The 13,861-nt window shown below is 42.3% G+C and carries 13 protein-coding genes; 2 read left to right on the top strand and 11 right to left on the bottom strand.

Features of this window, described 5'->3' with window-relative positions:
• Positions 1–7: 7 nt before the first annotated feature.
• The 9 genes from mltG to yceD form a co-directional block, all read right to left on the bottom strand.
• The gene (mltG, locus tag PAT01_RS00065; RefSeq protein ID WP_138579957.1) at positions 8–994 is read right to left on the bottom strand and encodes an endolytic transglycosylase MltG; all 987 of its coding nucleotides are present in this window, start codon (positions 992–994) and stop codon (positions 8–10) included.
• Positions 988–1,791, bottom strand: coding sequence for an aminodeoxychorismate lyase (pabC, locus tag PAT01_RS00060; RefSeq protein ID WP_154944318.1), 804 nt, complete (start codon positions 1,789–1,791; stop codon positions 988–990). Before pabC ends, mltG begins: the two co-directional genes overlap by 7 nt.
• Positions 1,792–1,864: 73 nt before the next feature.
• The gene (gene fabF / locus PAT01_RS00055) at positions 1,865–3,103 is read right to left on the bottom strand and encodes a beta-ketoacyl-ACP synthase II (RefSeq protein WP_004587691.1); all 1,239 of its coding nucleotides are present in this window, start codon (positions 3,101–3,103) and stop codon (positions 1,865–1,867) included.
• Between the two features lie 272 nt (positions 3,104–3,375).
• Entirely contained in the window at positions 3,376–3,612 is a 237-nt protein-coding gene (acpP, locus tag PAT01_RS00050) for an acyl carrier protein (protein ID WP_004587690.1), read from the bottom strand.
• A gap of 250 nt (positions 3,613–3,862) precedes the next feature.
• The gene (fabG, locus tag PAT01_RS00045; RefSeq protein WP_004587689.1) at positions 3,863–4,609 is read right to left on the bottom strand and encodes a 3-oxoacyl-ACP reductase FabG; all 747 of its coding nucleotides are present in this window, start codon (positions 4,607–4,609) and stop codon (positions 3,863–3,865) included.
• An 11-nt stretch (positions 4,610–4,620) separates the two neighbouring features.
• Positions 4,621–5,547, bottom strand: a complete 927-nt coding sequence (fabD, locus tag PAT01_RS00040; RefSeq protein ID WP_138579959.1) for an ACP S-malonyltransferase — start codon at positions 5,545–5,547, stop codon at positions 4,621–4,623.
• A 53-nt stretch (positions 5,548–5,600) separates the two neighbouring features.
• A complete protein-coding gene (gene plsX, locus PAT01_RS00035) occupies positions 5,601–6,638 on the bottom strand; it encodes a phosphate acyltransferase PlsX (RefSeq protein WP_154944316.1) in 1,038 nt (345 codons plus the stop codon).
• Positions 6,639–6,649: 11 nt separating this feature from the next.
• A complete protein-coding gene (gene rpmF / locus PAT01_RS00030; protein WP_004587686.1) occupies positions 6,650–6,820 on the bottom strand; it encodes a 50S ribosomal protein L32 in 171 nt (56 codons plus the stop codon).
• 10 nt (positions 6,821–6,830) lie between these two features.
• Positions 6,831–7,355, bottom strand: a complete 525-nt coding sequence (yceD, locus tag PAT01_RS00025; protein ID WP_154944314.1) for a 23S rRNA accumulation protein YceD — start codon at positions 7,353–7,355, stop codon at positions 6,831–6,833.
• Between the two features lie 131 nt (positions 7,356–7,486).
• Here yceD and PAT01_RS00020 point away from each other — a divergent pair, with 131 nt between their 5' ends.
• Complete coding sequence (locus tag PAT01_RS00020; protein WP_126006622.1) at positions 7,487–8,080, top strand: Maf family protein; 594 nt, start codon at positions 7,487–7,489, stop codon at positions 8,078–8,080.
• Here the strand turns inward: PAT01_RS00020 and PAT01_RS00015 are convergent.
• Positions 8,077–8,736, bottom strand: a complete 660-nt coding sequence (locus PAT01_RS00015) for an HAD-IA family hydrolase (RefSeq protein ID WP_138579960.1) — start codon at positions 8,734–8,736, stop codon at positions 8,077–8,079. The genes PAT01_RS00020 and PAT01_RS00015 overlap by 4 nt on opposite strands.
• The gene (gene rluC, locus PAT01_RS00010) at positions 8,736–9,695 is read right to left on the bottom strand and encodes a 23S rRNA pseudouridine(955/2504/2580) synthase RluC (protein ID WP_154944312.1); all 960 of its coding nucleotides are present in this window, start codon (positions 9,693–9,695) and stop codon (positions 8,736–8,738) included. Before rluC ends, PAT01_RS00015 begins: the two co-directional genes overlap by 1 nt.
• A 756-nt stretch (positions 9,696–10,451) precedes the next feature.
• Between rluC and rne the strand changes: the two genes are divergently transcribed.
• Positions 10,452–13,682, top strand: a complete 3,231-nt coding sequence (gene rne / locus PAT01_RS00005) for a ribonuclease E (protein WP_154944310.1) — start codon at positions 10,452–10,454, stop codon at positions 13,680–13,682.
• The last annotated feature ends 179 nt before the right edge of the window (positions 13,683–13,861 follow it).

The raw sequence follows: 13,861 nt of genomic DNA, 5'->3' as shown, positions 1-13,861 counted from the left end.
ATAAAGTTTAATTCGTTTTATTTAATATATACGTTTTAACTGCCGCGTTGTGTTGCTTTAACGTGGTTGAAAATTGGTGACTGCCATCGCCCTTCGCCACAAAATAAACATACTGTGTTTTAGGCGGATTAAGCGCTGCTAAAATAGCCGCTTTTGAGGGCATGGCAATGGGTGTTGGCGGCAGCCCTTTAATGCGATACGTATTATAGGGAGTGTAATCGCGTAAATCTTTTCGTTTAATGTCACCGTCAAAACTCTCTCCTAGGCCATATATTACGGTGGGATCGGTTTGTAGGCGCATATTTGCGTTTAATCTATTTATAAATACGGCGGCTATTAACGGGCGCTCACTGGCAAGGCCTGTTTCTTTTTCGATAATAGAGGCCATGATAAGTGCATCATATGCGTTTTTATACGGTAGGTTTTCTGCACGTTGTGGCCATGCTTGCTCAAGTGTTTGCTGCATTTTAACGGCCGCACGTTTTAATAAACTACTGGCAGTATCACCGCTGTGATAATGATACGTATCTGGAAACAGCCACCCTTCTAAATGGCCTTTTTCACCTACTATTTGCTGCGCCAGTTGCTCTGTATTTAAGTTATTAGTTAAATGCGGCGCACTACTAATGGCTGCTATCACTTCGCGTAAGTTTTGCCCTTCAATAATAGTAAAGCTAAAACTGATTTGCTCACCGTTGTTTATTTTTTTTATATTATCAATAACGCTTGTATTCGTTAGCTCGTACAAGCCGGCTTTTAAGTCGGTTAGTGTTGGGTCAAGCTTTGCAATTACTTGATAGCGCCAGCAGCTTTTTAACCAATTATTAGCTTGCCATTGTTTACATAGCTGGTTAAAGCCCATGCCTTTTTTAACTTCAAACTGGGTAGGCGTTGTTATATTTAGCGAGCTAGTTATTGTTGCTTGTAATTGCTGATACCCTACTAGCGTTGTAACTAAAGCTAACAATAATACCGATAAAATAACTTTTAACACTTAGCCTCCTTGGCTAATAATTCATTTAATAAACACATGCTTTGCTCAACATTAAATGTATGTTGTTCTATACGACTAACGGGCACAGCGCCCATTAAGCTATTACAAATAAATACAGCACTAGCTTGGGTTAATTCATTTAGGCTTACTTGCTTAAATTCAACCGCTAATTTATCACATAACGATTGCAGATAAACCCCTTTAATACCGCATTGCTCAAGGCTTGGCGTATATACCTTATTATCACGAATAGCAAAAATATTAGCTGCCGAGGCTTCAATCACATTGTTTTGATGATCGAGTACTAAAACATCGTCACATTGCTGTTTTGCCATGGCATTTTTAATCAGCACTTGTTCTAGTCGGTTAAGTGTTTTTAAACCGGCTAATAAAGGTTGGGCTGCTAATTTTATTGGGCTTAGGGCTAAACTCACCCCTGTTTTTGCTAATGCTGGGTAGCTTTGTGGAAACCCTAACACGGTAATTAAAATGGTTAAATGGGTGTGTTGCGGCAACCCATAGCCTCGCCCACCTTCTCCGCGGGTGATCACTATTTTAAGCACATTTAATTGGCAGCCAGTAATCGCCTTTGCAATATGTTGCTCAAGCTCAGTAAGGTTAATTGCAGGAAACGCTAAGCGCTCTGCGCATTCTACCAAACGTGCTTTATGGTGCTGCCAATGCTCTACTTGCCCAGCGATTACTTTGGCTGTGGTAAAAAAACCATCACCGTAGTTAAGGCCTCTATCGCGTGTATTAATCGCACTTGTATCATCGGTTGTTATTATTGTTTGCATATTGAATTGCTTGCATAAAAAAAGCCCAGTTAAACAACTGAGCTCTTATAATGTGGTTCGTTGTTAAAAAGGATTATACCTTTTTAAATAGCAACGAGCCATTAGTCCCACCAAAACCAAATGAGTTACACAATGCAAAGTCGAGTTTTGCATCACGTGCAGTGTGGGCTATGTAATCTAAGTCACAGCCTTCATCTGGGTTGTCTAGGTTAATGGTGGGCGATACTTTTTGATCGGCCAGCGATAAAATAGAAATAATAGACTCTACTGAACCCGCTGCGCCTAGTAGGTGTCCCATCATCGATTTAGACGAGCCTACCATTACATCTTGCGCTGCACTGCCAAAAATAGTTTTAACAGCTTGCGTTTCGGCTTTGTCGCCTGCATTAGTAGATGTACCGTGAGCGTTAATGTAACCAACTTGGTCTGCATTTACTTGTGCATCGTTTAATGCATTTTGCATAGCAAGTGCCGCACCTGCACCGTCTTCCGGTGGCGAGGTCATGTGATACGCATCACCGCTCATACCAAAGCCAACAAGCTCAGCATAAATTTTAGCGCCACGAGCTTTAGCGTGTTCATACTCTTCTACTACAACAACCCCTGCACCATCAGATAGTACAAAACCATCGCGGTCTTTGTCCCACGGACGCGACGCAGCTTGCGGGTCGTCGTTACGGGTAGAAAGCGCACGTGCAGCATTAAAACCACCCATACCAATCGGTGTACAGGCTTTTTCTGCGCCACCGGCAACCATCGCATCGGCATCGCCGTAAGCAATCATACGCGCTGCATGGCCAATATTGTGCAGGCCTGTAGTACACGCCGTCACAATAGAAATATTAGGACCACGTAAACCATGCATCATTGATAAATGGCCTGAGATCATATTAATAATGGTTGATGGCACATAAAATGGAGAAAGCTTACGTGGGCCACTGTTAAGTAGCTTTATGTGGTTTTCTTCAATTAGGGTCAATCCACCAATGCCTGAGCCTACAGCAACACCAATACGTGTTGCGTTTTGTTCAGTAACTTCAAGGCCTGAGTCTTGAAAGGCTTGAACACCCGCTGCAATGCCGTACTGAATAAATAAGTCCATTTTTTTAGTATCTTTCGCCGACATGTATGCAGTTGCATCAAAGTCATTTATGAGTCCAGCGAATTTAGTACCAAATTTTGATGTATCAAAGTGGGTTATATTTTGTATACCACTTTTACCATCTAATAAGCCTTGCCAGGTAGATTGCACATCATTACCTAGCGGCGTCAACATTCCTAAGCCAGTTACGACGACTCGACGTTTAGCCACGGTTTGCCTCCAATAAGGGATATTTAAACCAATTGATTAAAATAGTATTATTTTAGTAAGCTGTTTAACTCACTAAGTTTAAATCTATTGGCATTACAAAGGGAATTCATACCCAAGCGACCTCAAAGTGCGAGTCTCAAATTCAACTAAAGATGTGCTATTACAAATGAATGCAGTAGAGAGTAAAAGCGGGTGAATTTGAATCATGAACTTTGAGGTGGTTTGGATATATAGATTAAAGGCAGCGAATGCTGCCTTTAATATGCGATTAATTACTCAGCGTGAGCTGATACGTAATCGATTGCAGATTGTACTGTAGTGATCTTTTCAGCTTCTTCATCTGGGATCTCAGTATCAAACTCTTCTTCAAGAGCCATAACTAGTTCAACAGTATCAAGAGAATCTGCACCTAGGTCGTCTACGAAAGAAGCTTCGTTTTTAACTTCTTCTTCTTTAACACCTAGCTGTTCGATGATAATTTTTTTTACGCGTTCTTGGATATCGCTCATTCTTCTTTCCTTTATTAAAAACGCCAATGCGTTATTTTCAGATTGCGGCGTAGTTTACGCCGCATAATTCTCTGATTCAATGATTTGACCATAAATAATTGTCTGGTCAAACCTCTGAGTGTTTGTTTTGTCTTTTATCGCTTATTTTCACAGCGATTTCAAGTATGTTTAAAGCAAGATCATAAAAATTTCAATGTTTTTGAGGTCACTTACTTAAGTTATTTTTAGCATTTGCTTATAACAATGGCCGTTAAACCATGTACATCGCGCCATTTACATGCAAAGTCTCGCCAGATACATACGCAGCCGCGTCAGATGCTAAATAACACACTGCCGCTGCTATCTCATCAGGCTGACCTAATCGACCTGCTGGTACATTAGCAAGGGTGGCCGCTTTTTGATCTTCTGTTAGCTCATCGGTCATATCAGTTTGAATAAAACCAGGGGCTACTACATTTACTGTAATGCCGCGTGATGCAACTTCGCGTGCAAGCGATTTAGAAAAGCCAATAACACCCGCTTTAGCTGCCGCGTAGTTAGCTTGCCCTGCATTACCCATAGTGCCCACAACTGAGCCAATATTAATAATACGGCCGTTCTTTTTCTTCATCATTGGGCGTAATACCGCTTTAGATAAACGGAAGATAGAGCTTAAGTTAGTGTCGATAATATCGTCCCACTCACCGTCTTTCATACGCATTAATAAATTATCACGGGTAATACCTGCGTTATTTACAAGTACGTCAACATCGCCTAAGTCGGCTTTTATTGCTGCTAATGTAGCCTCAATCGATGCAGGATCGGTTACATTTAAAGCATAACCCTTACCGTTATCACCTAAGTAATCGCTAATTTTAGCCGCGCCTGACTCACTCGTAGCAGTACCTGCTACTTTTGCGCCTTGCGCTACTAAAGTGTTTGCAATTGCTTTACCAATACCACGGCTTGCGCCAGTAATTAGGACAACTTTGCCCTCTAATGAAAATAAATTAGTCATTTTATATTCTCTTATTTTGCAGCGTCGATAGCAGCAGCGTCATTTACTGAGCCACATACCATTGCTTTATCAATTCGTTTTGCAAGTCCAGTTAATACTTTACCTGGGCCAAATTCGTAGCTTTGCGTAATGCCTTGAGCTACTAAAGCCTGTACTGTTTCTGTCCAACGAACTGGGCTGTATAGTTGACGTACCAATGCATCTTTAATTGCATCAGCCGAGCTTTGTGCTTTTACATCAACATTATTAATTACATCACACTTAGGTGTATTAAATGTTAAAGCGGCTAAATCGTTGGCAAGTTTTTCAGCCGCTGGTTTCATTAGTTCACAATGTGAAGGCACGCTCACACTCAGTGGTAAGGCACGTTTTGCGCCGGCATCTTTACACGCTTGTGAAGCTCTATCAACAGCAGCTTTATGCCCTGCAATAACCACTTGCCCTGGTGAGTTATAATTTACCGGTGAAACAACTTCGCCTTGTGCAGACTCTTCACATGCTGTTTTTATTTGCTCATCGCCTAAACCAATAATGGCAGCCATAGAGCCTACGCCCGCAGGCACAGCTTCTTGCATGTATAAGCCACGGTTTTCAACAAGTTTTACCGCTTCACCTAGGCTAATAACCTCACTACATACCAATGCAGAGTATTCACCTAAGCTGTGACCAGCCATAACCACTTCCACATCTGGGTTTGCAGCTAACCAGTGGCGGTAAATTGCCACGCTTGCTGTTAATAAAGCAGGTTGAGTGCGGTGAGTTTGATTAAGTTCTTCTTCTGGGCCATTTAGTACAAGCGCTGCTAAATCGTAGCCAAGTGCGCTTGACGCTTCGCTAAAGGTTGCTTTTACAATGTCAGAGCTCTCTAGTAGCTCGCTTAACATGCCAACGCTTTGTGAGCCCTGACCAGGAAATAGAAGTGCAATTTTTTGTGCCATACTTTGCTCTTTTTAATTAAACAAAAATTTAGTGTAACTACGGCACCTAAACGTTATTCGGCCGCCGAGTTTTTAGAATGTGTTTTTTCGAAAATAGCGGCTATTTTATCTGGAAGTTGACGTTCAACCTCTTTTACCGCTTCATCGATTGCTGCTTGAAATGCTTTTGCTGATGCATTTCCATGGCTTTTAACGACAATACCGCGCAATCCTACCAGAGAAGCGCCGTTATACTGGTCGGGGTTCACCCGATTATAGAGTTTTTTTATGATAGGACTTAAAATAAACGCCATGCATTTGTAAATTAAGTGCTTTTCTAAGGCGCTTGTAAACTTTTTCATGATCAGTTTAGCAATGCCTTCGCAGGTTTTTAATGCGACGTTTCCGACAAACCCTTCACACACAATGACATCGGCTTTTCCCGAAAAAATATCACAGCCTTCACTGTAACCCGTGTAATTAATATAAGGGCTTTGCTGCATAAGCTGCGCTGCTTGCTTTATGCCTTCATGGCCTTTTATGTCTTCAGAGCCAATATTAAGTAAACTCACTTTAGGGTTGTCGCAGCCAAGAGCTTGGCCTGCTACTACCGAGCCCATAATGCCAAATTGATAAAGTATTTCTGAATCACAATGCACATTAGCGCCTAAATCAAGCAGATAAACTGGATTTTTTCGCTCTGTAGGAACGGCCGATATCAATGCAGGGCGTTTAACGCCAGGCAGCATTTTTAATACGTAATGAGCCATAAAAAATAAAGCGCCGGTGTTTCCCGAACTTACACAGGCTTGTGCTTCACCCGATTTAACTAAATCAAGGGCGACACGCATAGAGGAGTCTTTTTTTGAACGCACAGCTAAAGCGGGTTCGCAAGCATTAGTGACAACTTCGCTGCAATGGCGAATAATTAAACGTGGGTGTGAAAGTGAATCGAGGGATTCTAATTGATTAGTAATTACTTGCTCGTTGCCACATAAAATGAGTGTTAAATTGGCATGAGCATTTACTGCGCAAACGGCAGCGGGGATAGATGAACGGGGGCCATAATCGCCCCCCATCATATCTAACGCTATGGTTAGATTAGTCAGCATAAAGCAATCTCTTAGTTAGAAATTACTTGAACGCCTTTGTAGTAACCGTCAGCAGTTACATGGTGACGACGATGAGTCTCACCTGAAGTTTGGTCAACTGTTAAAGTTGGACCGTTGATCGCATCGTGTGAACGGCGCATGCCGCGTCTTGCACGAGACTTTTTGCTTTTTTGTACAGCCATTAGTCTTCTCCTAAGAACCTTTCTTAAGTTGTTTCAAAATATCAAATGGATTTGGTTTATCATCTTCCGCCTTTAGTACACCAAAGCTAGCAGGCTTTGATGAGTAATTGCACGAAGCTTCGTTGTGTGTAGGCACTAATGGCACTGCTAAAATTAGCTCGTCTTCGATTAACTCAAACACGTTAATTTCACCGTTTTCATCAAGCGCTACTTCATCGTAGACTTCAGGAAGATCATCTGACTCAGCATCCAAACCAACAGGCGAATACATAAAGTCTTGATCCAAATCCAACCCTAAATCATCATTACAACGCTGACAAGTTACAGTTACGTGTGTAGACAAATTGCCACTAATCACAACTAAACCTTGCTCATCGGTTTTGCACTGAATTTTTACCGCTATTTCACCTACTTCTTCCTGTACAACACCTCGTAAACGAGCAAGTTTTTCAAGCGGTACAATACCATCGTAAGTTAAACGGTGTTGCGCTGCTTTCCCAGGATGAAGAGTGATGGGAATTTTTACCTTTTGCATAGGGGCTGCATCATATAGATAGTTAATTGGTTAGTCAAAGCAAAAAAGCATTTTTACATGGTTTTTCACGTGTTTTCATTACGGATCTGATTTATCCTAACTCAAACTAATTTTAATTAGGATAATAATTTATGAAGCACCCGCTTATATTAGCGTCAAGCTCGCCATTTAGGCAGTCTTTATTGCAAAAATTTAATCTGCCATTTAGTACTTTTTCGCCTGATATTGACGAAACCGCCATACCAAACGAAACCCCAGAGCAACTTGTTAAGCGCCTAAGCGAGCGCAAAGCGCGTGCCGCTTGCGATCATTTTGTTAAAGGCCTTGCAATCGGCTCCGACCAAGTGGCCGTATTTGATGGGCAAATACTTGGTAAACCTCATAATAAAGAAAACGCCATAAAGCAGCTTTCTTTGTTTAGCGGCCAAACTGTCACGTTTTTAACAGGCCTGTGTGTTTACGATATTGCTAGCGATAAAGCAAAAACGTTAATAGAGCCTTTTGAAGTAGTATTTAGAACACTCACCAAAGAGCAAATAGAAGCCTACTGCGATGCAGAGCAGCCTTATAACTGTGCTGGTAGCTTTAAAAGTGAAGGATTAGGGATTTGCTTATTTGAAAAATTAAACGGGGACGATCCTAATAGCTTAATAGGCTTGCCTCTAATTAAACTCAGCCAGCTATTGGCTGAGTTTAATCTCGACATACTCGCCGCTCAACCTTAGCCAAGTAGTATGCGTTGCAGCTGCTGGTAATTATCAACAGTTGCAACGGGGCTAAACTCACTTAACTGCGCTGCACTGTGCACGCCCATGGTAACGCCAATTCTATCTATGTTGGCTGCCTGTGCCATGGCCATATCTATTTTGGTATCCCCAATCATGAGTGCTTCGTCGGCATTTATTGCTAATTCAGCTAATAGTTGTTCAAGCATATCGGGGGAAGGTTTAGAGCGTGCTTCATCGCTTGTGCGCGTGGCACTAAAGTAATGCCCTAACTGAGTTTGCTCTAATAAACGCATTAAACCAGCGCGTCCTTTACCGGTGGCAATCGCTAAAATAACCCCTTGTGCTTTTAACGCACTTAGTACATTTTCTACATTATCAAATACAGGGGTGGCAGTCGTATCAACACGGTATTGCTGTTTATAGCCGTTAACTAATGCGGGATGCTGCGCTACCTCGTCAGGAAATAGCACCTCAATAGCAAGTTCAAGCGACATACCAATAATATTTTTAATTGCAGTGTCGCTCGGCGGCTCAATATTAAGCGCCAGCGCACTGTGACGAATACAATTAACAATTTTGCTAATTGAGTCCATTACAGTGCCATCCCAATCAAAAATAACCAGTTTATATTTTTTTAATACAGCGGTGGTCATTACGCTTTAGCATCTCTTAATTTTAAAATACAACTTTTAAGTGCGTTATCAAGCGGCGCCTCTACGCGCATGGTAGTTTCGTTTTTAGGGTGATAAAAGCTTAAATCGTGGGCGTGTAAAAATAAGCGATTTAAGCCTATTTTGCGCATTGATAGATCAAACCCTTGGTCGCCGTATTTATCATCGCTTGCAATAGGGTGGCCTTTACACTGTGTATGTACACGAATTTGGTGAGTACGCCCAGTCACAGGTGAGGCTTGCACTAACGAGCACTCGTTAAAACGCTCAAGTACTCTAAAGCGAGTATGTGAAGGTTTACCTTCGTTATTATCTACACGCACCACGCGCTCGCCCGACTTGAGGGTGTTTTTACGCAGCCCTTCAGTTACATTTTTAACCGACGAATCCCACTGCCCTGTTACCAACGCCCAGTAATTTTTTTCCATTGTTTTTTCACGCAGCTGCTCATGTAATGCGGTAAGTACCGAGCGACGCTTTGAAATTAGTAAACACCCCGATGTGTCTCTATCAAGCCTATGTACTAGCTCTAAACTGCGCTCATCTGGGCGTAATACGCGTAGTGCTTCTATTAAACCGTAGCTTAAACCACTGCCGCCATGTACAGCCATGCCCGAGGGCTTATTAATTACAATAAGGTATTTGTCTTCAAAGAGTATTGCGTCTTCTAATTGCTTCACTTTATCAAGCTTTTTAGGCACAAACTCTTCGCGCTCTGCTACTTTAATTGGCGGAATACGCACTACATCATCAAGCTGTAATTTGTAAACTGGTTTAATACGCTTTTTATTAACGCGTACCTCGCCTTTACGTAAAATTTTATAAACAGCGCTTTTAGGCACCCCTTTTAAATGGGTAATAAGAAAGTTATCAATACGCTGACCTAAATGGTCTTCGTTGATTGTGACAAAAGTTACTTGTAAGCCGGTTTTTTCTGACATTGCCTAATCACTGATTTAAGTAAAATAATTTAGTTGCTAACACGGTTATAATAGTGGGATAATCAGCAGCGCAAATATTTAGTATTTGCAAATAACAACGGTGCTTTTTAACACATTAAAACATTCGTGATGCACATTCTGGGTAGCCGATCATACAGATCCGAGTTAAGTTTTCCAAAGCTTTTATGCCTACTCAGTTAACACGTGCGATCAACTAACAGTAATGCGCGTAATATATTACTGGTTAAGTTTGAACATGAATTTACATTTAATGTAAAAATAAAAGCAATGAACAAATAATTTGTTTGATAGTGACGACGTAAAAACGTTGTTCAGCATTTGCTCACACGTAGTACCGTATAGCAGCTTATTTAGAACTAAAAATCTAGCAAATAAGCGTTTATTAACATTCGGCAGCGAACTTTGCTCGCAAGTACTTAGAAAATACTCATCGTATTTAAGTTACTTAACGAGCCCTACGCGCCTAACATAAACGTACTAAAAAGATTGATATGACAGGCCAACTTCTGGGTAAAACTTGTAAAGAGCATAAGAGCCGACAGTTTTAGCACCATAAAGAATTTAATAACGTAAGCGTACGTTATTGTTAGCCAGCATTTAAAAAATACTGCATACACATTACAGAGCGTTCCGTTACAGACCCAGTCGTGAGGCTGCACATTCTAAAAAAAGGAACAACTGAACAGGCGAACACGTTTCGTCATGTCAGCGACAAAAAATAAGTAGAGTAACAATATGAAACGTATGCTAATCAATGCAACGCAGCAAGAAGAAATGCGCGTAGCACTGGTTGACGGCCAGCGCCTATATGATTTAGATATAGAAAGCCCAGGTCACGAACAGAAAAAAGCCAATATTTATAAAGGCAAAATCACACGCATTGAACCCTCTTTAGAAGCGGCTTTCGTAGATTACGGCGCCGATCGTCATGGTTTCCTTCCTTTAAAAGAAATTGCCCGTACTTACTTCCCACAAGGTTACACTTTTCATGGACGCCCAAATATTCGCGACGTGATTAAAGAAGGCCAAGAAGTAATTGTACAAGTTGATAAAGAAGAGCGCGGCCAAAAAGGCGCGGCCCTTACTACCTTTATTAGCGTAGCGGGTAGCTACTTAGTGCTAATGCCAAACAACCCTCGTGCAGGCGGTATTTCTCGTCGTATTGAAGGCGATGAGCGTACAGACCTTAAAGAAGCACTTAGCCGATTAGAACTTCCTAAAGGTATGGGCTTAATTGTTCGTACAGCAGGTGTTGGCAAATCGTTTGAAGAATTAAACTACGATTTAAAAGCACTTTTAGTACATTGGGATGCAATTCAACAAGCAGCCGACAGTGCTAAAGCGCCGTTTTTGATTCACCAAGAAAGCAATGTGATTTTCCGCGCTATTCGCGATTATTTACGTCGTGATATTGGTGAAATATTAATTGATAAACCACGTGTATTTGAAGAAGCTAAAGCGCACATTGAGCGTTTTCGCCCTGACTTTATGAGCCGCGTAAAGCTTTATCAAGGCGACACGCCATTATTTACGCATTACCAAATTGAAAGCCAAATTGAGTCTGCGTTCCAACGTGAAGTACGTTTGCCTTCAGGTGGTTCAATTGTAATTGACCCAACAGAAGCGCTTACCTCTATTGATATCAACTCGTCTAAAGCAACAAAAGGCGGAGATATCGAAGAAACAGCACTGAATACTAACTTAGAAGCGGCTGATGAAATTGCGCGTCAATTACGTCTTCGCGACTTAGGTGGCTTAATTGTTATCGACTTTATCGATATGACACCGCCACGCCATCAGCGTGAAGTAGAAAACCGCTTAAAAGATGCCGCTCGTCCAGATCGTGCGCGTGTACAAATTGGTAAAATTTCGCGCTTTGGTTTACTTGAAATGTCGCGCCAGCGTTTGCGACCTTCACTAGGTGAAGCAAGCCAAGGCCCATGTCCGCGTTGTAGCGGCCAAGGTACTATTCGTTCTAACGAGTCTATCGCCTTGTCTATTTTGCGTTTAATTGAAGAAGAAGCAATTAAAGACAACACAGCACAAGTAAATGCACAAGTGCCTGTAGCGGTTGCCGCTTATTTATTAAACGAGCAGCGCAGAAGCGTTCATCGTATTGAAAAACATCATAAATGTGATGTGGTTATTATTCCTAATCAACATATGGAAACACCGCACTACGAAGTGATGCGTTTACGTAAAGACGAAACACTAGAAACAGTAAGTTACGAGCAAGTTGTTGCACCTGAGCCAGAATCGTTCGAAATGGCTAAACCAGCAGCTGCGCCTGTTCGTGAAGAGCCGATGCTTAAAGGTGTTGTTATGCCTTCAACGCCAGCGCCACAAGCTAAAGTAGACAAACCAACAGCGCCTGTTGCTGTACCTAAGGTTGAAGGTGGCCTATTGGCTGCTATTGGTAATTGGTTTAAGTCGTTATTTGCTGGTGAAAGCGAAGAAGAAAAGCAAGCAAAAGAAAAAGCTGAGCAAGAAAAGCAACATCAAACACGTAATAACAATCGCCGTGGTAACAGTGACAACCGTCGCCGCAATAACAATCAGCGTCGTCGTAATAACTCTCGCTCTAAACCTCGTGGTGAACGTCCTGCTGAAGAAGAAGTGAAAACTGAATCTACCGCGAACGAAAGCCAAGAGAAAAACGAGAACCGCAATAAGCGCCGTCGTAATCCTAACTCGCGTAAGCGTAACGATAACCGTAATAACGACAATCGTACCGCAGACAAAGAGCAAGTTAAAACAGACGCAAAAGCGAATGAAACTGAGGCTAAGCAAAGCACTGAGCCTAAAGAGCAGAAGCCAAAAGTTCGCCGTCAACGTCGTAATGTTCGCAAAAAAGTACGTATCCAAGATGAAAATACTGAACAAGTAAAAGCATCTGATACCACTGAGCAACCGCAGCAAAGCACTGAAACAGCTAAAGTAGAGCAGCCTAAAGAGCAAGCGCCAGCAGCAAAGCAAACTGCAAATGAGCAAAAGTCAGAGCAAACAAAACCTGCACCTGTGAAAGAGCAAGCGCCTAAGGCACAACCTGAGCAAGAAGAAAAGCCAGTAGCTGCAGCGTCAACTGACGAAGCAAACTCTGAAGATGAGCAAGGGCAAACACGTACGCGTTCACGCCGTTCTCCTCGTCACCTTCGCGCTTCGGGCCAGCGTCGCCGTCGTCCTGAACAAGGTGAAGCTACAGAAGAAAAAGCAGATGAAGCACCTGCATTTGTGCCAGTAGCAGATCAAGCTGCCGCTGAGTATGAGGCAGAGCTAAAAGCAAAAGCTGAACAGCCAACCTCAAACGATGCATCAGAAAATGTTGAGCAAGCGTTAGCTGTAGAAGACTTAGCTAAAGTTGAAGCTGCTCCTAAAGCAGAGCAACCAACAGCCAATGACGATGCAGTACAAACTGTTGACCCAGAAACAGCTGAAGAGCCAGTTGTTGTTACTGAGCAACCAATAACAACATCTGAGCCTGTGAAATCAGAGCCTGAAGTAGCTGAGCAACCAGCAACACCAGAGCCTGTTAAAGCTGAGCCTGAAGTTGCTGAACAACCAGCAACACCAGAGCCTGTTAAGCCAGAGCCTGAAGTAGTTGAGCAACCAGCGAAACCTGAGCCTGTAAAAGCAGAGCCTGAAGTAGCTGAGCAACCAGCAACACCAGAGTCTGTTAAAGCAGAGCCTGAAGTAGCTGAGCAACCAGCGACACCTGAGTCTGTTAAAGCAGAGCCTGAAGTAGCTGAGCAAAAAGATGCCAATGCAAAAACGGTTATTAGCAAAGGGGCTGCAAGCGCACCTATGGCTCAACCGACACCAGTTGCTGATAGCGACGTAAAGCATACATCAGTTGCCATGGCACACGATAAACGTGAGTTAGTTCCTGATAGTGGCTTACGCGCAGGGTCAATTAAACCTGCAGGTCGTGCTAGTTCAGACATGACTAAAACAATGAGCGCTGAGTAACCCTTAGCCTCATTAAAAAGCCGCGCTATGTAAAATAGCGCGGCTTTTTTGTTTTAATACCTGTCTTGTCCTGAAAGGTATTTTCTCATTTGCTCCTCTTTCGCTTCTCTTTGTGCAATAGATCTTTATTAGCAAAAATAAACAGCTGCGCTGCTTCTCGCGCAAGCAAGCTTTGCGCC

The sequence above is a fragment of the Pseudoalteromonas atlantica genome (assembly GCA_007988745.1).
Classification (GTDB): Bacteria; Pseudomonadota; Gammaproteobacteria; order Enterobacterales; family Alteromonadaceae; genus Pseudoalteromonas; species Pseudoalteromonas atlantica.
The sequence above is the reverse complement of the archived record's forward strand: the minus strand, read 5'-3'. Positions and strand labels throughout refer to the sequence as shown.